Genomic DNA, 19,045 nt, shown 5'->3' on the forward strand with positions numbered 1-19,045 from the left:
CCGTAGGGTCTGCCGAGAAGCCAGCGGGCACGCGGCCGGAACTGCTACGGGCGTTGCCCCTTCCGCCCCACTCGATGAGGCAACGAGCCACTGCGCACGACCTGTCGGTGATCTTCGGCTGGTTCGAGTTGCCGACGATCCGCCGCGGATCCGTACAGGTCAGTGGAGGGTGGGTCGGTAGATGAGCTCCTGGATGTGGCCGTCGAGCGTCCGGTTCTCGACCAGCTCCAGGTCGAAGTCGGCCGCGCCCTGGAAGATCGCGTCCAGCCCGGTCTGACCGGTGATGACAGGGAAGAGCGTCACCTGCAAGCGGTCGACCAGGCCCGCGGCCATCAGCGCCCGGTTCAACGACAGACTGCCGTGCGAACGCAACGGCACCTCGGACTCCTCCTTGAGCCGGGCGACCACGTCGACGGCGTCACCGCTCACGACGGTCGCGTCCGGCCAGTCGAGGGGGCCCTTCAGCGTCGTCGACACCACCGTTGCCGGCAGGCTCCTCATCCGAGTCACCCATGCGTCCCGCACATCGGACTCCTCGGTGCTCGAGGCCAGCATTCGCGCGAACGCCCGATACGTGTTGGCCCCCATCACCATCCGCTGTTCCGGGCTGTACAGGGACAGGCGGTGGTCGAGCAGTTCGGGGCCTTGTTTACCCCAGTATCCGGTCCAGTTGGCGCTGGCGGCGCCGAAGCCGTCGAGGCTGGAGAAGACGTCGAAGGTGTAGGTAGCGGTCATGTCGTTCTCCTCGAGTGGGATTGATGGGTGTGGGTACAGAACCGGCGACCTTGTACGGGTGGTGGGCTTCGGCAGCCGTCGCACCCAGTAGACCCAGCGCGCTCTCGAAACTCATCGCCATGCCGACCACAAGGGGCCCCGACCACCCGAATGGCATGTGCTCAATGATCGACGGCGCGAGACAGCGACGGCGGCGAGCTCTCGCGCACGGTCCACAGGGGCATCCGGACAGCGCTGCTCAGGGCCCGACCTCCTGATCAAGAAGGCCCAGTAGGTGGCGGACGGACCTCAGCTCCTCACGGCTTCCGCGATCCGCAGGGCGGCCTGGGCGGGCGTGAGGTGCGTGGTGTCGACGACCTCGGCCTCGTCGTGCAGCCACGCGCGGGCCGCCTCGGCGTACGGCTCGAGGTATGCGAGACGGAACTGGGACGGGCCAAGAACAGTGTCCCCCTCGATACGTCCGCGGAGGGTCTCCTGGTCCGCGTGGAGGACGAAGTGCCGTACCGGGATGGCGTGTTGGGCGAGGCCCGTGCTGATCTCGCGCCAGTACCGCTCGACCAGGACGGTCATGGGCATCACCAGAGTGCCGCCGGTGTAGTCGAGTACGTGGCGGGCGGTCTCGACGACGAGCGGCCGCCACGGCGGCCAGTGCTGGAAGTTGTCCGTCCCGGGCAACCCCGGCGTGATGTCCATGAGCGTCTCGCCGACCTTCTCGGCATCGAACACCCGTGAATCCGGGATCAGTTGCTGCACGAGCGCACTGGTCGTCGTCTTGCCTGCGCCGTGGGTGCCGTTGAGCCATACGATCATGGGACGCGATGCTAACGCCGTGCGCGCCGCGGGAGCGGCAGGCCGGAAATCCGGTACGGCTTCGGCGATTCCCCGGATGATGCCCACCCGGCGTGGGCGCGAAGCCGGTCCCCACCCTCGCCGATCAGGGGAGGATGTCCGCAGCCCGCACAAGCCGGCGGCAGACGATCCGGGAGCATGGTCGACAGCCCCGGCCCGGACGTTCCCGAAACTGTTGCTTGATCAGGTAGGGCCCACGAGCACACATGTGGCGGGGATCACGTGAGGGAGAAAACCTGCGGCCCGGCTCGGGCGTCTAGCCGGTGTGAGATCAATCAGGGCACCGCTGCACGAGCTGGACGAGGAACGTCTCGTCCGACTGGTGGCGAAGGGCGACCGTGCCGCGTTCGAAGAGTTGTACCGGCGTACGTCGCCGTGGATGGCGGTGCGACTGCGCCGCCGTTGTGTCGACGACCAGATCGTCGCGGAGGTCATGCAGGAGACCTACTTGGCGGTGTGGCGGGCGGCGGGTGCGTTCGCCGAGGCCGCGGTCGGAGGTTCGGCCACTGGTTGGCTGTGGACGATCGCGGCGCGCCGCCTCGTCGACGCGTTCCGGCGCAGGGCTCACCACGCGGAGCCGCCGCCGGCCGCCGCTGTGCCCGACCTGGCGCCCGCCGCAGAGGAGGAGGCGCTCGCGGCGACCGTCGGCGGTGATGTCGGTGACGCGCTGCGGTGCCTCGCGCCGGAGTTGAGACAGGTACTGCAGGCCATGGTGCTCGACGGGCTGTCCGTCCGGGAGACCGCGGTCCTGCTCGGGCTGCCCGAGGGCACGGTCAAGACCCGTGCTCGGCGGGCCCGGATCGCGATGCGGAGGGCGCTGGCGTGAGTGGGGAACATGCGTCGATGCGGACCATCGAGGGTTACGCGCGCGGTGGCGCGGATCTCGCCGCCGACGAGGTGTGGGCCGTGGAGGCTCACCTGGAGACGTGCCGGGTGTGCCGTGACCGGCTGTCTGCCGCTGTCGGTGCCGAGGTGCCCGTGGTGGCGTCGCTGGTGGACACCGTCTGGTCAGCCCTCGAACCGCGGTTGACGGTCACCGCCATGATGCCGCGCGGACGGCGCTGGTCGGCGCGGCTGTCGAGGTGGATGACGCCCTCGATGGTGCCGTGGCTGGCCATGGTCGTGGGAGTGACGTTGCTGGCCCTGTTGTTCGACCTGGTCGACACCGGCTCCGGTGAGGTGTCGCTGGTGCTGCTGTTCGCACCGGTCCTGCCCGTGCTCGGCGTCGCGGCGTCGTGGTCGCGTGGTCTGGACCCGGCGTACGAACTGACGGCCTCGGTACCCCGGGCCGGGCTCTATCTGGTGCTGCGGCGGACAGCGTCCGTGCTCGGCGTGGTCGTCCCCGGGCTGCTGGTGGGTGGCTGGATGACGGGGGTGATGGTGGCTCAGTGGCTGCTGCCCTGTCTGGCCTTCACGGCGGCGACGCTGGCGCTCGGCGGGGTTGTCGGTGTGACGCGCGCCGCCGTCGTGCTGGCCGCGGTGTGGGCCGGGGTGGTCGTGGCGCCGACCCTGGCCACCAGCCGTACGACGTTCGCCCTGCGGACGGCCGGTCTGCCCGCGTGGGGGCTGGTCCTCGCACTCGGCATCGGTGTCGTGATCGCCCGCAGAGGCGCGTACTCCGTGCTGGGAGCCCATCGATGACGAACAGAAAGGTGGAACACCACATGACGTCCGCGGTGAGCGCGGCCGACATCGCACCGACGGCCTACGCCTGGGAGATCCGGGCCAGCGGGCTGAAGGTACGGGTCGGCAGGAAACGGATGGCCGTCGACGGCCTGGATCTGTCGCTGGGCACCGGCGTACATGGTCTCCTCGGCCCCAACGGGGCGGGGAAGACCACCCTCATCCGGGCGCTGGCCACCGTACTGCGCCCCACCGAGGGCACCCTGGAGATGCTCGGCGAGTCCGTGGGCGGTATGGGCGAGCATCGTGCGCTGCGCCGCCGGATCGGCTATCTGCCGCAGGAGTTCGGCTACTACAAGCGCTTCACGGTGCGCGAGTTCGTCGAGTACATGGCCTGGCTGAAGGAGGTGCCGAAGGCGCACATCCCCGCGGCGGTGCAGCGCGCCGTGGAGCGGGTGGGTCTGGCGGACCGCGCCGACGAGAAGATGAAGGCGCTGTCGGGCGGCATGGTGCGCAGGGTCGGTATCGCCCAGGCCATCGTCAACGACCCGTCGATCCTGTTGCTGGACGAGCCGACGGTAGGCCTGGACCCGGCGCAGCGGCTGCGCTTCCGCGAGCTGCTGCAGGAGCTGGGTACGGACACCTGCGTGCTCGTCTCGACCCATCTGGTGGAGGACGTCGCCGCCGCGTGCACCGACGTGGTGCTCTTCGCCGAGGGGCGGCTGGTCTTCCAGGGCACTCCGGACGAGCTGGCCGCGGCGGGCGGCCCCGAGCACGAGGGCGACAGCCCGCTGGAGCGCGGCTACTCGGCGCTGCTCCTCAAGCCCCGCCAGGAAGGGGGGACTTGGTGAACGTCCGCGTCCTGCGCATCGAGCTGAGGCGCTCCGTCGCCCCGTGGGCCGGGGCCGTGGTTCTGACGAGCGCCCTGGCGTTCCTGTACCTGGTGGACGCCGCGTGGTGGAGGGGCACCACGGCGTGGACGGCGCAGTGGACGTCCATGGCGATGTGGACCCGCGCCCTACTGTTCTACCTGTGGCCGCCGGCCGTGGGGCTCGGAGCGCTGCAGGGCCTGCGCGACCACCGGTCGAGGATGTCCGAGCTACTGACGAGCACGCCCAGGCCCGCCTGGCACCGCGCGGGCGCGCTGGCCGGCACGACGGCGATCACGCTGGCCTCGGCCTTTGGGCTCCTGGTCCTCGTGGGCGCGGTCCAGGTGCTCGGCAACACCGAGTACACGCACCTCGGTTGGCTGCCGATCTCGCTGGTGGGGGCACTGTTCCTCGTCGCGGGGGCCGTGCTGGGCATGGGGGCCGGACGGGCCCTGCCGTCCGCGCTCACCCCGCCCGCGCTGGCCATGTGCGCCTTCGTGTTCACGGCGCTCATGCACATGTCGTTGGGCCGGACGGAGACGACCACGGCGATGGGGATCCCGAGCACGGAGCCGAACCGCATCTCCTTGCTGTCACCAGCGGTGGAGGAGGTGCGCGATGTGCTCGTCACGCTCTCCGCCCGCGTGCACGTCGGGCAGACGATCTGGCTGCTCGGCATGGCCGCCACCGGCTTCGCGCTGCTGGTCGCCGCGACGCCGCGCGCCCGGCTGACCGCCCTCACGCCCGTCCTGGCGGGCGCGGTGATCGCCCTGCTCGTCCTCCCCTCCGACCCTCGCCGGATGTATGTCCTCGACAAGACCGCCGCGGAGTTGGTGTGCGAGGGGCCGGTGTGCGTGGCCAGGACGCACCAGTCACGGCTCGCCGACCTGGCGGGTCCCGGTCAGGAGGCGCTGCGCCTGCTGCACGGCGCCCTGGGCGGACAGGCGCCGGTCTCCGTGCGGGAGAACACCGCCGTACTGCCGGACGGCGCGATGCCGCGGTGGTCCCGCACGACCGTGCTCTTCGACTTCGACGACGACATCATCGCCGCCGCGAAGGGCCGGGAGCTGACGTGGGCCCTGATCGCCAAGGGCATGGTGCCGGGGTGCACTCCCGTCGGCTGGAGCGGCTCGGGAGACGGCGTCGCGCAGACCGTCGCGGCGGGCTGGGTCCTCGGGGACCTCAAATCCCTGCCCGGCACACAGTCGGCAGGTCTGGGCCGCGAGGTCGACGCCGAGGCCCGCCCGATATGGGCGAAACTCAGGACGCTGCCGCGGGCCGAACAGCTCTCACGGATCAACGCCATGCGCGCCGCGGCGCTCTCCTGCGAGGGCGACGTGTACGACGCGCTGAAAGGCGGTGCGTCCCGGTGAGATGGCTGACGCTGTACGCGCGCTCGCGGCAAGTGCCCGCCTCGCTCGTCGCGGTGGTGATCAGCGCGGTGGCGGTGTGGGCACTCGCCGGGGACGGGGGCGAGGGGCCCGGTGACCCGCGGCCGGCCGTGCTCGTCCTCGCTACGGGGGCGATGGCCGCCTCGATCGGTCTCAGCGGGCAGGACGTCGCGCTGGACCGGACGGCCGCGATCCACTGGGTGCCCCGCAGAGCGGCTCACGTGCTGCTTGCCGCGGCGGTCGTCGCCGCGGTGCTGCTGACCGTGCAGAGCATGGGCGAGGACATGGCCACCACCGCGTTCGTCGTCCGGGACAGCGCGGGGCTGATGGGACTGGTCGCCCTGGGCGCGACGTTCTCGGGCGGCCAGTACGCATGGACGCCGCCGTTCGCCTGGCTGTCGTTCGCGTTCTTCGCCCCGCCCCCGACGAGTACGCCCATGCGGGTGGCGACCTGGATGCTGCTGCCACCCGGCACGGCAGCGGGCACCTGGACGGCGCTGGTCCTCGCGGTCGCCGGCACCGCTGCCTACGCCGTCGCGGGAGCGTCCATATCGCCGACTTTCGGTCGCGTGACGTAGCAAATCGCCCTGACGGCTGGGCAGTTGACCTGGCGGGGCCGAGCAAACCGGTCGGCCGGCCGGCCCTTCGGTCGGTGAGCGGGTTGATCCCCGTTCGGCGACGGCACCTGCGGCTGTCGTTGCCGAGCGGGTGCATAGGATCGCCGGCATGACACTGCGACCTGTCCAGGTGAACATCAAGGCTCTCGATGCCTCGGCGGTCGGCCGGTTCTGGGCGGAAGCGCTCGGCTGGAGTGCTTACAGCCCGGGTGTGACCACCTACGTCGGACCCGCAGGCGGCCTCGTCTGGCCGGACCCGGTCGCCGTCGGCATCGACGTCGTTCCCGTCCCGGAACCCAAGACGACGGCGAAGAACCGTGTGCACCTCGATCTCGCCACCACCTCCGCGGCCCATCAGGCGGAGTTGGTCGCGCGCCTCCAGGCTCTCGGTGCGACGCCCGCCCACGTGGGCCAGGGCGACGTGCCGTGGACGGTCCTCGCCGACCCGGAAGGCAACGAGTTCTGCGTGCTGGAGCCTCGGGAGATGTACCGGGACACCGGGCCGATCGCCGCGGTCGTGGTCGACTGTGCGGATCCGCGGGCCATGGCCCGGTTCTGGGGCGAGGCGGTGGACTGGACCCTGCACGAGGTGACCGACGATCATGCGGGGTTGCGCTCCGCCAACGGCACGGGGCCGTATCTCGAGTTCCTCCGCACGCCGGGCGTGAGGACCGTGCCGGACCGCGTCCATCTTGACCTGCTGCCGTACCCCGGTGACGACAAAGCAGCGGAGGTGGCTCGGCTGCGAGCCCTCGGCGCCACCGACCTCGACGTCGGCCAGGGCGACGTCCCGTGGACGTGCCTGACGGACCCGGAGGGCCACGAGTTCTGCGTCCTCGCCCCGTCCTGACGCGGGCCCTGACGACACACCGCCGTGTCAGGTTTGCGCACCCTCCGGCACATCGCGAAGGGCCTGGGCGGTGGGGCCGTGGCGGCAGGCAAGCCCACCAATCGGATAGACCTATCCAATTTTCTGCTACGCTACCAAGCGAACCGGATCACCCTATCCGGATCCCGAAGTGGATAGCCCTATCCGAAGGGACCGCCGTGACCAGCATCGCCATTGTCGGAGCCGGCCCCCACCTGGGCCTGGCCATCGCCCGCACGTTCGGCTCCCACGGCTTCGACGTCGCCCTGATCTCCCGCAACCGCACCAGGCTCCACGATCTCGTCGGCACGCTCGCCGCCGAGGACATCACCGCTGCCGCCTTTCCCGCGGACGTACTCGACCGCGAGGCACTCACCCAGGCGCTCAAGCGCGCCGCCACACATTTCGGCGGGATCGACGTCCTGGAGTACTCCCCGCTGGGCGAGCCGGACTCCACCACCCTGACCACTCCGGCCGACACGGACCCCTCCCACGTGCAGCAGGAGCTCGAGTTCCAGCTCTACGGAGCCGTCACCGCGACCCGAGCGGTACTGCCGGCGATGCGCGAGGCCGGCACCGGCACTCTGCTGTTCACCACCAGCGCTCGCTCCGTCGACCCCCAGCCGCCGACCGCCAACATCAACGCCGCCGCCGCGGCTCTGCGCAACTGGGCGATCAACCTGCACAAGGAGCTGGCCGGCACCGGCACGCAGGCCGCGCACGTCGGCATCGACGCGACGATCGGCACACCCACCTTCTACGGACAGGCACGGGTCACGGCCGACCAGATCGCGCGCGTCCACTGGGACCTCCACGCCACCCACCGAGACCAGGCCGAGCACATCTTCAGGGGCTGACGCCGCACCGGCCGACCAGCACTCGTCCAAGTCGTCCCCGCACGCGCCCGCCAAGGAGGCGCCATGACCTACGCGTACGACTCCGAGATCACGCCGCGGCCTTCGGTGCTCCCGAGCGGGCCGCTCACCGACGTCGGTGCGGGCCGTCACGACCCGGAGACCCGCATGCAGGTCGACGCCGGCATCACCCGCGTCTTCCATCTGCTCGGAAAGCGCTGGACCGGCCAGATCGTGTCCGTACTCACCGCGGGACCGGCGTACTTCGCCGACCTGCGCCGCGCGATCCCCGGGATCAGCGAGCGCATGCTCTCCAACCGCCTCGCCGAGCTCGCCGCCGCAGAGCTGATCGTGCGTGGGGTGGACGGGGGGCCGCCCTTGCGGGTGTCCTACCGGCTGACGCGGGCGGGCACCGCGCTGAAGCCCGCGTTCGAGGAGCTCGAGCGGTGGGCGCAGACCCATCTGCCGGAGACGGTACGTCCGGCCGGCTGTTGAGACGTCGCGGCTTCACGAAGCCCGTCGCATCACCGCGATCGACGCCGTAGAGAATCGTCATGGCGTCGCCGACGCCGAGCCGGCCGATGTGCTGCACCTGCGCGGTAGGCCGATCATCCCCTTCTTCGCCTACTCGCCCCACGGCGCATCTCCGGTTGGACGGGCTCACCGGTGCCCTGTGACCTTCCAGCGCGCATCGACGCATAGCGCGCTGCCTAGTTGAGGTGGCCGTCAGCCGTCGGGTCGTCGGTTCTGAGATCCCGGGCCGTCGGCGCGCGGGTGATCAGCGGGTTTCCGTCAGAGCCGCGTGCGCGGCCCTGAGGATCTCCTCCGAGATCGGGACGTCCTTGGTGGCGCGGGCCAGGACGAGCGCGCCGAGCATCGTGCACAGCCGGGTGATGCCGTCCTGGTCCTCGGTGGCGAGGAACTCGGCGAAGTCGCCCACACCCTCGGCGTAGACGCGGTGGGCCTCACGACCGCCGCTCTCACGTGCCATGTCGTGGGCGAGCGCGGCGGCGGGGCAGCCCTCCGCCGCGTTGTCGCGGTGCTCGACGGAGAGATAGGCGTCGATCAGCGCACGCTGGGCGGCGGTACGCCCGCCGGCGCCCTGTTCCAGTGCGGCCGTCCGGCGCTCGGCGAGTTCCTCGAAGGCCTGGGCGGTGGCCTCGTCGATGAGCGCCTCCTTTGAGGCGAACTGCTTGTAGAAGCCGCCGTGTGTCAGACCGGCAGCCTTCATCAGCTCGGCGACGCCGACGTGCGTGCCCTGCTCCCGGAACAGCCGGGAGGCGGTACGCACGACCCGCTCACGGTTCTCCCGCGCCTGCGCCTGTGATACGCGACCCATCGGCCACCTCCATTTGGATGTCACTTGCAATCTATCCTAGACTCTGGTTTAGATTGTGACCGTAATCCAATTGGGGCCCGAACACCATGGCCCCGCAGCACCGGGAGCAGACATGGAACTCAAGAACACCGTCGCAGTCGTCACCGGCGCCAACCGGGGCCTCGGCCGCCAACTGGCCACCCAGCTCCTGGAGCGCGGCGCCAAGGTCTACGCGGCGGCCCGCCGCCCCGAGACCGTCGACCTGGCCGGCGTGACGCCGCTGCGCCTGGACGTGACGGACGAGGAGTCGATCCGCGCCGCGGCCCGCATCGCGTCGGACGCCACGCTGCTGGTGAACAACGCCGGCATCTCCACCGCCACCCCTCTGATCGCCGGCGGCACGGACGCGGTACGGCTGGAGATGGAGACGAACTTCTTCGGCCCGCTCGCGGTGACACGGGCCTTCGCCCCGGTCATCGAGGGCAACGGCGGCGGCGCCGTACTCAACGTCCTGTCCGTGCTCTCCTGGCTCCACCCCGCCGGCCTCGGGGCCTACGCGGCGGCGAAGGCGGCCGCCTGGGCGCTGACCAACGCGGCACGGGAAGAGCTGGCACCCCGCGGCATCACGGTTTCCGCACTGCACGTCGGATACATGGACACCGACATGGCCGCCGCAATCCCCGCCGACCAGAAGGTCGACCCCGCGGACGTCGCCACCCAGGCACTGACCGGCCTCGAGCAGGGACTGCTGGAGATCCTCGCGGACGACACCACCCGGTACGTCAAGCAGAGCCTCTCCGCCGCGCCGAACGCGGAGTGATCCGTGTTCCGAAAAGGCATAAATTTGCACAATCTATGCCTTTGACCTACTGGTCGCAGAGAATTCCCCAGCAGCGACGGAGAGAACAATGAAGGCCTTCGTGGTCGAGCGCTACGGCGACAAGTCCGGCCTCCGTGCGGGTGAGATGCCGGATCCGCAGGTCGGCGCCGACGATGTCCTGGTCCGCGTCCACGCGGCGAGCGTCAACCCGCTCGACTACAAGACGCGGGACGGGGAGTTCAAGGCGATCCTCCCCTACCGGGTGCCGTTCATCCTGGGCAACGACCTGTCCGGTGTCGTGATCAAGGTCGGCGAGGCCGTCACGCGATTCGCCGTGGGCGACGAGGTCTACGCACGTCCGGCCAAGGACCGTATCGGCACGTTCGCGGAGTTCATCGCGCTGCACCAGGACGACGTGGCGGTCAAGCCGGCCTCGCTGACCATGGAGGAGGCCGCGTCCCTTCCCCTCGTAGCCCTGACCTCGTGGCAGGCACTGGTCGAACGGGCGGATGTCCAGCCGGGCCAGAAGGTCCTCATCCACGCGGGTTCCGGCGGCGTCGGCACCATCGCCATCCAGTTGGCGAAGCAGCTGGGTGCGACCGTGGCCACGACCACGAGCACGGCCAACGTCGACCTGGTGAAGAGCCTGGGCGCGGACGTCGTCGTCGACTACAGGAAGCAGGATTTCGAGACGGTCCTGCGCGACTACGACGTCGTGCTGGACCCCCTCGGCGGCAAGACTCTCGAGAAGTCGCTCCAGGTGCTCAGGCCCGGCGGCAAGGTCATCAGCATCGCGGGCCCTCCGGATCCCGATTTCGCCAGGGAGCTGGGGGCGAACCCGGTCATCAAACTGGCGATCAGCGCGCTCAGCTTTCGCACCCGGCGACGTGCCCGACGCCGTCATGTGACGTATTCGTTCCTCTTCATGAGCTCCAGCGGGGACCAGCTGCGCGAGCTCGCCGCGCTCGTCGACGCGGGCAGGATCCGACCCGTCGTCGACCGCGTGTTCCCGTTCGAGTCGACCCCGGAGGCACTGGACTACGCCGAGGAAGGGCGGGCGAAGGCCGGCAAGGTCGTCGTGAGGATGCAGGGCCCGCGCGCATGAGCGCCTCTCGGAACTCGGACCCCGGTTCATCGTCGGCCATGGGCGCGCCGCCCAGACGTCGACCTCGTTCGCGCCGATCATCGGCCCGCGCAACCTCACCCGGCTCGACGACTACCTGGGCGCCCTGGACGTCCGGCTGACCCCGGAGCAGTTCACCCGTCTGTCCGACGTCAGCGCGGTGCCCCTCGGGGTCCCCCCGAGGCCGTCGCCCGCGCCCGGGACGCCGTCAGGGGAGGCGACGCCGGTCGCGTGCCTGCTGTCGTCATACCGGTGGCCTGACGCTGCGGCCGTATCTCCGGCCTGACATCCGAGGGCGCGGCACTGCTCCCGTTTAGGAGCCGAGGCCGCGCCCTCTCAGGTCAGGCCTCCCTGTCTCACATGTTGATCATGTGTCCGGCGAGGCCATGGACGGCTTCCTTGACCGCCTCGCCCAGGGTCGGGTGCGCGTGGACGTTGCGGGCCACCTCGTGCACGGTGAGATCCCACTGCTGGGCCAGGGTCAGTTCGGGCAGCAGTTCGGTGACGTCCGGGCCGATCAGATGGCCGCCGATCAGCTCCCCGTACTTGGCGTCGCTGATGAGCTTCACGAAGCCGCTCGCGTCGCCCAGTCCGTGTGCCTTGGCGTTCGCGGTGAAGGGGAACTTCGCGACCTTGACGTCGTAGCCCTTCTCCCGGGCCTGGGCCTCGGTGTAGCCGAAGCTGGCGATCTGGGGCTGGCAGAAGGTGGCGCGCGGGATCATCGCGTAGTCGAGCTCCATGGTCTCCGCGTCCGCGAGGGTCTCGGCGGCGATGACGCCCATCGCCTCGGCGGCGTGCGCGAGCATCAGCTTCGCGGTGACGTCGCCGATGGCGTAGATGTGCGGGACGGAGGTACGGCAGCGCCCGTCGACGTCGATGGCGCCGCGCTCGGTGACCGCCACACCCGTGTTCTCCAGGCCGTAACCGGTCACGTTGGGGGCGAAGCCGATCGCCTGGAGCACCTTGTCGGCTTCCAGAACCTGCTGGTTGCCGTCCTTGCCGGTGACCGTGACGCGGACCTGCGGGCCGGACTCGTCGATGGACTCCACCCGGGTGGAGGTGAGCACGTCGATGCCCAGCTTGCGGTACTGGCGGGCGAGCTCGGCGGAGACCTCGGCGTCCTCCAGGGGTGCCACCCGGTCCAGGAACTCGACGATCGTGACCTTCACACCGTAGTTGTGCAGGACGTAGGCGAACTCGATGCCGATCGCGCCGGCGCCCGCGATCACGATCGACTCCGGGAGGTCCTCGGCGAGGATCTGCTCCTCGTACGTCACCACGCGGGAGGTGCGGCGGGTGCCGGGCAGCAGCTTCGGCGTGGCGCCGGTGGCGATGATGCAGTGGTCGAACCCGACCGTCTGTGTCGAGCCGTCGAAGAGGGCCACGTCGAGCGTGTGCGGGTCACGGAAGGTGCCGCGCCCGCTGATCTCCGTGATCTTGTTCTTCTTCATGAGGTAGTGGACGCCCTTGACCCGGCCGTCGGCCACCTTGCGGCTGCGGCGGTAGGCCTCGCCGTAGTCGAAGGACACCTTTCCCTCGACCTTGATGCCGAAGGTCTTCGCCTCGCGCGTGAAGACATCCGCCAGCTCGGCGTTGCGCAGCAGGGCCTTGGTCGGGATGCAGCCGACGTTCAGACAGACGCCGCCCCAGTACTTCTCCTCGACGACCGCGACGCTCTTGCCGAGCTGTGCGGCGCGAACGGCGGCGACATATCCGCCGGGGCCCGCTCCGAGGACGACGACGTCGAAGTGCTCGCCCTGCTCATCCATGAAAGGTTCCTTTCTGATGGGGTGGCCGGCCTCGTACGGGGGCCGACGCACTCCCGGTCCAACAGCTCGTCCATCAGTTCAGCAGCGGCCACGGGAAAGCCATTCCGCAAGCATGCTCCAACAGTCGCCCATGGACGGTTGTCTCACGCCTTGTCGTCCTCGTGCAGTCCGGGGTCCCGGCGGCCGATGCCGCCGCGTGGACGGCGGCCCGGACCAGGAGGGGCCCCGTCGTCCCGTCCGCATCGGGCCCGACCGGTGGGCCGATGCGAGGCTCTGATGTAGGACTGGCGGCGGACGCCGACGCACGGCGGCCGGAGACCTGAACGGGGCTCGCGGACGGCGCCGTACAGCGACCGGAGGCGGCAGACGCACGGCGGGCCGCCTCCGCCCCGACCCTGGTCGCCGTGGCCACGCCGGGGCGCCAGGTGGGGTCGCTACGCCGTGCCCGCGTCCTCGGTGTCACGGACCAGGTCGAGGGCGCGGCCCAGGGTGGTGAGCCGGGCGTCGAGGGTCTCGCCGGCAGGATAGAGACGTACGGTGTCCACGCCGGCCTCGCGCCACACCCGCAGCCGCTCACGCACCATGGCCTCGGTTCCGATCAGGGTGGTCGCCAGCACCATCTCGTCGGTGACCAGTCCGGCCGCACCGTCGCGGTCCCCGGCCTGCCAGCGGGTCCGGATCTCTTCCGCCACCTCCGCCCAACCCTGCCGGCTGTAGGCGCTGTTGTAGAAGTTGGTGGTCGAGGAGCCCATGCCGCCCAGGCTGAAGGCGAGTTCCTTCTTGCGTCCGGCCACCATCGCGCGCAGCGCGTCCTCGTCGTCGGCGAAGGCGACCTCGGCGCCCTGGCAGATGTCGAGGTCGGCACGCGTACGGCCGGATGCTGCCAGGCCCTGGTCCAGGTGGTCGAAGTACGCCTCCTTGGCGCCCTCGGGCACGAAGCTGGTGCCCAGCCAGCCGTCGGCGATCTCGCCGGTCAGACGCAGCATCTTCGGCGAGAGGGTCGCCAGGTAGACGGGGATGTCGTGCTCGGCGCGCATCGACAGGCGCATGGGCCTGGCCTCCCCGCCCGGCAACGGGATGTGGAACTCCCGCCCGGAATAGGAGACCTTCTCCCCCGAGGCGGCCTGGCGCACGATCTCGACGGTCTCCCGCATCCGTGCCAGCGGCCGGGCGAAGGGCACCCCGTGCAGCCCCTCGATCACCTGCGGACCGGAGGGGCCGAGGCCGAGGAGGAATCGTCCCCCGGAGATCTGGGACAGCGTGATCGCGGCGCGGGCGATGGCCATCGGAGTGCGGGTGCCGAGCTGGATGATGCCGGAGCCGAGCAGCATGCGCTCGGTCCTGGCGGCGAGGTAGCCCAGCGGTGACGGCGCCTCGGAGCCCCAGGCCTCCGCGACCCAGCAGATGTCCAGGCCGAGCTTCTCCGCCTCGGTGACGTAGTCGACGATCTCCCGCCAGTCGGCGCCGGAGGCTTCGATCGTGGTGGACGTACGCATCACCGACCCCCCTCTCCCGTGGTCCGGGCGCTCTCGGCCATTTTCTTGATCGCTTCGAGGGTGCCGGTCATGTTGGTCTCGAACTCCCGCATCCGTACGAAGACGATCTTCTGCTCCTTGTCCGGCATACGGTCGATGGCGAAGGACAGGCCCGAGCGGCCCGGCCCCATCTGCATCCACTGCCGCAGCAGCGTGCCGCCGTTCTCCGGCTCCAGGGTGAATCGCCAGATGGCCGTGGGTTCTTGTGGATCCTCGACCGCCCAGGCGAGTGTTCGCGGCGGCTCGTACTCGACGACATGGGACGTGGTGGCCCACTCCCCCAGCGCATCGTGCTTGCTCCGGCCGACGAACCGGGCGCCCAGGGCAGCACCGCTCCGGCCGTCAAGCCATTCCACCGACTGCAACTCGGGGCTCATGCGCGGCATCAGCCCGATGTCGGAGACCAGCGTCCACACCCGTCCCGCCGGGGCGTCGATCCAGGTCCGCACCTCGACCGTCGGCTTGTCCGCATAGCGCGCGCCCGTCCACTCCATGGTTTCGCGGCCCTCCCTGCTCTTCCCGAGTCCCTCACCTTTGAGGCTCTGACCAGTAAAGTTGCGTAGATAGACTTACTTGTCAAGGGTAGACCGGGGCGGACACAGCCGCTGCGGCCGGCCAGGTCAGCCGGCGAAGCGCTCGCGCACGTCGGGCCGTTCGGCCAGGTGCGGCGGATAGCCGGGACCCATCCGGGCGTGGGTGTTGTCGGCGGTCATCGGCTCGCCGCAGGCCGCGCACACCACCGCGGCGTGGCTCTCCTGCCCGCACACGTCGTGGTGCATGGCCACCGGCGGGCCCGCCTCACCGGCCAGCCAGCGGTCCCCCCACCGGTTCATCACCAGCAGTACGCCGTAGAAGTCTCGCCCCATCTCGGTGAGCACGTAGTCGTAGCGGACCGGCTCGCACTGATACGGCCGCTTCTCCAGCAGTCCCTCGTCGACCAGGCGGCGCAGCCGGTCCGTCAGGGTGTTGCGGGCGATCCCCAACGCCTCCTGGAAGGCGTCGAACCGCTGGATCCCGTAGAACGCCTCGCGCAGCACGAGCGGCGTCCACCAGTCCCCGAGCAGGTCCATGGTCCGGGCGATCGAGCAGGGCCACTGCGCAAAGGATGTCCGTCTCATGGCAGCCAGCATAGGTTCGTCCAGTCGTAAGACCCAGCAGGTCATTGCCTACCCATTCGAGGCACGGTGGGATTTCCGCTCATCGAGGGCCGCCGGGTCCGCCGGGTCCGCCGGGAATGAACAGCGCGTACGCGTGGGGGTACGTCTTCCCCAAGGTCCCGCGCGCGCCGACCGTGGGACACGCGCGAGGCGGGCGCCCGCCGGGAACCGCTCGCCGGCGGGCGGGCGGTCCGCCGCTCCGGTAGCAGCAGGTTGAGCCAGGGGCCCGCCGTGGACCCCTAGCGCCAAGGCGGTCGGCCCTGGGGTCGGGCCGCCACCTCGGCTCATGCTCGCGCCCTCACCGGTCGGACAGCACGCTCCCCACACTCATCGCGACCAGCACTTGTGATCACCGCTCCTCCTCTCATAGAATTACGGTCATACTTCAAAGCTGCCAAGTCCTCACCACCGACGGCTTGGGCACAGGCTCACGGCGGTGCGCCCTCCACGGACATCGGTGCGGCCTTCAAGGCCCGATCCCACCAACCTGCCTTTCACCTCGTCAGGAGCTTCTTCATGGACATCTCCACCAGCACGGTCCTCGTCACCGGCGCCAACCGGGGCTTCGGCCGAGCACTCGCCGCCGAACTGCTCAGCCGCGGCGCCACCGTCCACGCCGGCGCCCGCAACCCCGACCAAATCGACCTGCCCGGCGCCAAGCCGATCGCGCTCGACATCACCGACCCCGACTCCGTCGCGGCCGCCGTCAAGGCCACCGGCGACGTGACCCTCCTGGTCAACAACGCGGGGTCGTCCACCGGTGCGGACCTGCTCGCGGCCGACCTCGCCGACATCCGCCTGGAGATGGACACCCACTACTTCGGCACCCTGTCGGTGGTCCGCGCCTTCGCGCCCCAGATCGCGGCCAACGGCGGCGGGGCGATCCTGAACGTTCTCTCCGGTCTGTCCTGGGTCAGCTTCCCCGAACTCGGCGCCTACTGCGCCGCCAAGTCCGCCGAGTGGTCGCTCACCAACGCCCTGCGTGTGCAACTCGCCGACCAGGGCATCCGGGTCGCCGGGCTGCACGTCGGCTACATGGACACCGACATGGTCAGGGAAGTCGACGCGGCGAAGTCGAACCCCGCCGACATCGCCCGGATCGCCGTCGACGGCCTCGCCGCCGGCGCCTACGAGATCCTCGCGGACGACGCCGCCCGCCAGGCCCAGGCGGCGCTGGCCGTAGGCGTGTCGGCGCTCTATCCCCAGCTGCCCTGAAGGCCTGCCGACCGAGAACCGCACGGTGACCGCGCAGGAGAAGTTCTGCGCCCAAGCACTTATTGATCAACCACCATTGTGTCCGCGAGGAGCAGCTCCATGCACCAGCAACAGCAGTCGGCGGGGCGCAACGCCACCGTATGGGCGATCATCATCACCAGCGTTGCGGGATTCATCACCGCGCTCGACAACCTGATCGTCACCACCGCCCTCCCCTCCATCCGCGAGGACCTCGGCGGGGGACTTCAAGACCTCGAATGGACGGTGAGCGCCTACACGCTCACCTTCGCGGTGCTGCTCATGTTCGGCGCCTCCCTCGGTGACCGTTTCGGCCGCCGACGGCTCTTCGTCCTCGGGCTCGGCATCTTCACCGCCGCCTCCGCCGGTGCCGCGCTCGCTCCGGGAATGAGCGAACTGATCGCCGCCCGCGCGGCACAGGGCGTCGGTGCCGCGATCGTCACCCCTCTGACGCTCACTCTGCTGTCGGCCGCCGTCCCGCCCGAGCGGCGAGGCGTGGCCTTCGGCATCTGGGGCGCGGCCAGTGGCATCGCCGTCGCCACCGGACCGCTGATCGGCGGCACGCTCACCGAGCACCTCTCCTGGCAGTGGATCTTCTGGGTGAACGTCCCGATCGGACTGGCGCTCATTCCCCTCGCCCGGCTCAGGCTGACCGAGAGCCACGGTCCGAACCCGACCCTGGACCTGCCCGGCACGGTGCTGGCCAGCGGCGGCCTGTTCGGCATCGTCTACGCCCTCGTCCGCGGTGACGCCGACGGCTGGACCAGCACCCCGGTGCTGGGCGGCCTGATCGGCGGTACGGTCCTGCTCGCCGCCTTCGTCGCGTGGGAACTGCGCGCCAAGCACCCGATGCTTCCCATGCGGCTGTTCCGCAATTCCTCCTTCAGCGCCATCAACGCGACGAGCCTGCTGATGTTCCTGGGGATGTTCGGCTCGATCTTCCTGCTCAGCCAGTACCTGCAGACCGTCGGCGGCTACTCCCCGATGCAGGCCGGAGTACGGATGCTGCCCTGGACCGCCATGCCCATGATCGCCGGACCGCTCGCCGGAGCGCTTTCCGACCGCATCGGCGGCCGCCCGGTCGTCGGGGTGGGAATGGCCCTGAACGCGGTGGGCCTGGGCCTCTGGGCGCTGGCCGTCGAGCCGCAGGTGTCGTACACCTCCTTGCTGCCAGCCCTCATCGTGTGCGGGATCGGCATGGGAATGTTCTTCGCCCCGTCCGCGAACCTCGTCATGAGCACCGTCCGCCCGGAGGAGGAGGGCATCGCCTCCGGCGCCAACAACGCCATCCGCGAAGTCGGCGGCGCCCTCGGCGTGGCGTCACTGGCGGCCGTCTTCTCCGCCCAGGGCGGCTACGGCTCCGCCGCGATGTTCGTGGACGGGCTCACGCCCGCACTCTGGGCCGGCGCCGGCGCGGTCACCCTCGCGGCGGTACTGCTGTTCCTGATTCCCGGGCAGCGCAAGGCCGATGCCCATACGGCCGTGAACCCGGCCTCGGGCGAATCCCCCGCCGGCGCCTACGCCTCATTGGATTACACTCGCAATACCATACAATGAGGGAGTCGGCGGAGGGCACGGGACCCTTCCGACGCCTGGAGGAGCGTGTGGTGCGGTACAGCAAAGAGCACAAGCAGGCGACGAGGAAGCACATCATCGAGACGGCCGGCCGCCGGTTCAAGCGGGACGGCATCGACGGCTCGGGAATCGCGACGCTCATGGCCGACGCCGGGCTGACCAACGGCGCGTTCTACGCCCACTTCGAGTCCAAGGACGACCTGGTCGCGACCGCGGTCGCCGACCAACTGCGCGTGCTGAACGCGAACGTCGTCGAGCAGGCGGCGCCTGGCATCGCCGGGCTGGAGCAGATCGTGCGGTGGTATCTGTCGCCCCAGCACCGCGACAGTCCCGACGACGGCTGCCCGTCCGCCGCGCTCCTCGACGAGATCGGGCGCTGCACGGACGCGACCAAGCAGGCGTACACCGACGGCGTACTGGAAGTGATCGACGGTATCGCCGCCCGCCTGGCACCAGCCGATCCCGGCTCGGAACGCTCGAAGACCCTCAGCGTCTACGCCATGATGATCGGGACACTGCAGCTCTCCCGCGCTCTGGCCGACCGGGAACTCTCCGACGCACTCCTCGAAGAGGGCATCCACAACGCCCTCACCGCACTGGGCATCAAGCAGTCGGGCTGACGCGCGCCGCACGACCGGGCGACGAACCGAGACCGGATGCCTGGCGCATACGCTCGTCCTACGCGGTTACGCGGCTACGCCGGTACTCC

Annotated in this window: 20 protein-coding genes; 13 read left to right on the forward strand and 7 right to left on the reverse strand. The window is 70.1% G+C overall.

Going from position 1 to position 19,045, the window contains the following annotated elements:
- Nucleotides 1-159: 159 nt before the first annotated feature.
- The gene (locus OG985_RS05900; protein WP_371667144.1) at nucleotides 160-735 is read right to left on the reverse strand and encodes a dihydrofolate reductase family protein; all 576 of its coding nucleotides are present in this window, start codon (nucleotides 733-735) and stop codon (nucleotides 160-162) included.
- A gap of 288 nt (nucleotides 736-1,023) precedes the next feature.
- Nucleotides 1,024-1,545, reverse strand: coding sequence for an ATP-binding protein (locus OG985_RS05905; protein WP_371667146.1), 522 nt, complete (start codon nucleotides 1,543-1,545; stop codon nucleotides 1,024-1,026).
- 313 nt (nucleotides 1,546-1,858) lie between these two features.
- Here OG985_RS05905 and OG985_RS05910 point away from each other — a divergent pair, with 313 nt between their 5' ends.
- The 8 genes from OG985_RS05910 to OG985_RS05945 all read left to right on the forward strand — a co-directional run bounded on the left by OG985_RS05910 (nucleotide 1,859) and on the right by OG985_RS05945 (nucleotide 8,301).
- Complete coding sequence (locus OG985_RS05910) at nucleotides 1,859-2,410, forward strand: RNA polymerase sigma factor (protein ID WP_371674270.1); 552 nt, start codon at nucleotides 1,859-1,861, stop codon at nucleotides 2,408-2,410.
- Nucleotides 2,407-3,225 (forward strand): zf-HC2 domain-containing protein, encoded by an 819-nt coding sequence (locus tag OG985_RS05915; RefSeq protein ID WP_371667147.1) that lies wholly within the window; start codon nucleotides 2,407-2,409, stop codon nucleotides 3,223-3,225. The genes OG985_RS05910 and OG985_RS05915 overlap by 4 nt, the downstream gene beginning before the upstream one ends.
- Nucleotides 3,222-4,058 carry an ABC transporter ATP-binding protein gene (locus tag OG985_RS05920; RefSeq protein WP_371667148.1) on the forward strand — a complete coding sequence of 279 codons (837 nt, stop codon included), beginning with the start codon at nucleotides 3,222-3,224 and terminating at the stop codon, nucleotides 4,056-4,058. The genes OG985_RS05915 and OG985_RS05920 overlap by 4 nt, the downstream gene beginning before the upstream one ends.
- Nucleotides 4,055-5,449 (forward strand): hypothetical protein, encoded by a 1,395-nt coding sequence (locus OG985_RS05925; RefSeq protein ID WP_371667149.1) that lies wholly within the window; start codon nucleotides 4,055-4,057, stop codon nucleotides 5,447-5,449. The genes OG985_RS05920 and OG985_RS05925 overlap by 4 nt, the downstream gene beginning before the upstream one ends.
- Complete coding sequence (locus tag OG985_RS05930) at nucleotides 5,446-6,045, forward strand: hypothetical protein (protein ID WP_371667150.1); 600 nt, start codon at nucleotides 5,446-5,448, stop codon at nucleotides 6,043-6,045. Before OG985_RS05925 ends, OG985_RS05930 begins: the two co-directional genes overlap by 4 nt.
- Before the next feature lie 148 nt (nucleotides 6,046-6,193).
- Nucleotides 6,194-6,934 carry a VOC family protein gene (locus OG985_RS05935; protein ID WP_371667151.1) on the forward strand — a complete coding sequence of 247 codons (741 nt, stop codon included), beginning with the start codon at nucleotides 6,194-6,196 and terminating at the stop codon, nucleotides 6,932-6,934.
- Between the two features lie 197 nt (nucleotides 6,935-7,131).
- Nucleotides 7,132-7,809 (forward strand): SDR family NAD(P)-dependent oxidoreductase, encoded by a 678-nt coding sequence (locus OG985_RS05940; RefSeq protein WP_371667152.1) that lies wholly within the window; start codon nucleotides 7,132-7,134, stop codon nucleotides 7,807-7,809.
- 165 nt (nucleotides 7,810-7,974) lie between these two features.
- The gene (locus OG985_RS05945; protein WP_371674271.1) at nucleotides 7,975-8,301 is read left to right on the forward strand and encodes a winged helix-turn-helix transcriptional regulator; all 327 of its coding nucleotides are present in this window, start codon (nucleotides 7,975-7,977) and stop codon (nucleotides 8,299-8,301) included.
- Nucleotides 8,302-8,584: 283 nt separating this feature from the next.
- Here the strand turns inward: OG985_RS05945 and OG985_RS05950 are convergent, their stop codons facing one another.
- Nucleotides 8,585-9,145, reverse strand: a complete 561-nt coding sequence (locus tag OG985_RS05950) for a TetR/AcrR family transcriptional regulator (RefSeq protein ID WP_371667153.1) — start codon at nucleotides 9,143-9,145, stop codon at nucleotides 8,585-8,587.
- Nucleotides 9,146-9,257: 112 nt separating this feature from the next.
- On the opposite strand from OG985_RS05950, the gene OG985_RS05955 reads away from it, so the two are divergent.
- Entirely contained in the window at nucleotides 9,258-9,944 is a 687-nt protein-coding gene (locus OG985_RS05955; protein ID WP_371667154.1) for an SDR family oxidoreductase, read from the forward strand.
- Between the two features lie 88 nt (nucleotides 9,945-10,032).
- The gene (locus tag OG985_RS05960; protein ID WP_371667155.1) at nucleotides 10,033-11,049 is read left to right on the forward strand and encodes an NADP-dependent oxidoreductase; all 1,017 of its coding nucleotides are present in this window, start codon (nucleotides 10,033-10,035) and stop codon (nucleotides 11,047-11,049) included.
- A 374-nt stretch (nucleotides 11,050-11,423) separates the two neighbouring features.
- On the opposite strand, the gene lpdA is transcribed toward OG985_RS05960, so the two are convergent.
- The 4 genes from lpdA to OG985_RS05980 form a co-directional block, all read right to left on the reverse strand.
- Complete coding sequence (gene lpdA / locus OG985_RS05965) at nucleotides 11,424-12,836, reverse strand: dihydrolipoyl dehydrogenase (RefSeq protein WP_371667156.1); 1,413 nt, start codon at nucleotides 12,834-12,836, stop codon at nucleotides 11,424-11,426.
- 434 nt (nucleotides 12,837-13,270) lie between these two features.
- Nucleotides 13,271-14,332 (reverse strand): LLM class flavin-dependent oxidoreductase, encoded by a 1,062-nt coding sequence (locus OG985_RS05970; protein ID WP_371667157.1) that lies wholly within the window; start codon nucleotides 14,330-14,332, stop codon nucleotides 13,271-13,273.
- The gene (locus OG985_RS05975) at nucleotides 14,332-14,865 is read right to left on the reverse strand and encodes an SRPBCC family protein (protein WP_371667158.1); all 534 of its coding nucleotides are present in this window, start codon (nucleotides 14,863-14,865) and stop codon (nucleotides 14,332-14,334) included. The genes OG985_RS05970 and OG985_RS05975 overlap by 1 nt, the downstream gene beginning before the upstream one ends.
- A gap of 126 nt (nucleotides 14,866-14,991) precedes the next feature.
- On the reverse strand, nucleotides 14,992-15,489 hold the full coding sequence (locus OG985_RS05980) for a winged helix-turn-helix transcriptional regulator (RefSeq protein ID WP_371667159.1): 498 nt from the start codon (nucleotides 15,487-15,489) through the stop codon (nucleotides 14,992-14,994).
- 555 nt (nucleotides 15,490-16,044) lie between these two features.
- Here OG985_RS05980 and OG985_RS05985 point away from each other — a divergent pair.
- The 3 genes from OG985_RS05985 (at nucleotide 16,045) to OG985_RS05995 (ending at nucleotide 18,956) form a co-directional block, all read left to right on the forward strand.
- Nucleotides 16,045-16,743: an SDR family oxidoreductase gene (locus tag OG985_RS05985; protein ID WP_371667160.1), complete on the forward strand. Its 699-nt coding sequence runs from the start codon at nucleotides 16,045-16,047 to the stop codon at nucleotides 16,741-16,743.
- A gap of 99 nt (nucleotides 16,744-16,842) precedes the next feature.
- On the forward strand, nucleotides 16,843-18,318 hold the full coding sequence (locus OG985_RS05990; protein WP_371667161.1) for an MFS transporter: 1,476 nt from the start codon (nucleotides 16,843-16,845) through the stop codon (nucleotides 18,316-18,318).
- A 47-nt stretch (nucleotides 18,319-18,365) separates the two neighbouring features.
- The gene (locus OG985_RS05995) at nucleotides 18,366-18,956 is read left to right on the forward strand and encodes a TetR family transcriptional regulator (protein WP_371667162.1); all 591 of its coding nucleotides are present in this window, start codon (nucleotides 18,366-18,368) and stop codon (nucleotides 18,954-18,956) included.
- Nucleotides 18,957-19,045 lie beyond the last annotated feature (89 nt).

Source organism: Streptomyces sp. NBC_00289 (assembly GCF_041435115.1).
Lineage (GTDB): Bacteria > Actinomycetota > Actinomycetes > Streptomycetales > Streptomycetaceae > Streptomyces.

What these genes read in the sequence shown, in the direction of transcription:
- OG985_RS05900 (WP_371667144.1), bottom strand. Translation starts at nt 735, where the DNA reads ATGACCGCTACCTACACCTTCGACGTCTTCTCCAGCCTCGACGGCTTC.
- OG985_RS05905 (WP_371667146.1), bottom strand. Translation starts at nt 1,545, where the DNA reads ATGATCGTATGGCTCAACGGCACCCACGGCGCAGGCAAGACGACGACC.
- OG985_RS05920 (WP_371667148.1), top strand. Translation starts at nt 3,222, where the DNA reads ATGACGAACAGAAAGGTGGAACACCACATGACGTCCGCGGTGAGCGCG.
- OG985_RS05935 (WP_371667151.1), top strand. Translation starts at nt 6,194, where the DNA reads ATGACACTGCGACCTGTCCAGGTGAACATCAAGGCTCTCGATGCCTCG.
- OG985_RS05945 (WP_371674271.1), top strand. Translation starts at nt 7,975, where the DNA reads ATGCAGGTCGACGCCGGCATCACCCGCGTCTTCCATCTGCTCGGAAAG.
- OG985_RS05950 (WP_371667153.1), bottom strand. Translation starts at nt 9,145, where the DNA reads ATGGGTCGCGTATCACAGGCGCAGGCGCGGGAGAACCGTGAGCGGGTC.
- OG985_RS05955 (WP_371667154.1), top strand. Translation starts at nt 9,258, where the DNA reads ATGGAACTCAAGAACACCGTCGCAGTCGTCACCGGCGCCAACCGGGGC.
- OG985_RS05960 (WP_371667155.1), top strand. Translation starts at nt 10,033, where the DNA reads ATGAAGGCCTTCGTGGTCGAGCGCTACGGCGACAAGTCCGGCCTCCGT.
- lpdA (WP_371667156.1), bottom strand. Translation starts at nt 12,836, where the DNA reads ATGGATGAGCAGGGCGAGCACTTCGACGTCGTCGTCCTCGGAGCGGGC.
- OG985_RS05970 (WP_371667157.1), bottom strand. Translation starts at nt 14,332, where the DNA reads ATGCGTACGTCCACCACGATCGAAGCCTCCGGCGCCGACTGGCGGGAG.
- OG985_RS05975 (WP_371667158.1), bottom strand. Translation starts at nt 14,865, where the DNA reads ATGGAGTGGACGGGCGCGCGCTATGCGGACAAGCCGACGGTCGAGGTG.
- OG985_RS05980 (WP_371667159.1), bottom strand. Translation starts at nt 15,489, where the DNA reads ATGAGACGGACATCCTTTGCGCAGTGGCCCTGCTCGATCGCCCGGACC.
- OG985_RS05985 (WP_371667160.1), top strand. Translation starts at nt 16,045, where the DNA reads ATGGACATCTCCACCAGCACGGTCCTCGTCACCGGCGCCAACCGGGGC.
- OG985_RS05990 (WP_371667161.1), top strand. Translation starts at nt 16,843, where the DNA reads ATGCACCAGCAACAGCAGTCGGCGGGGCGCAACGCCACCGTATGGGCG.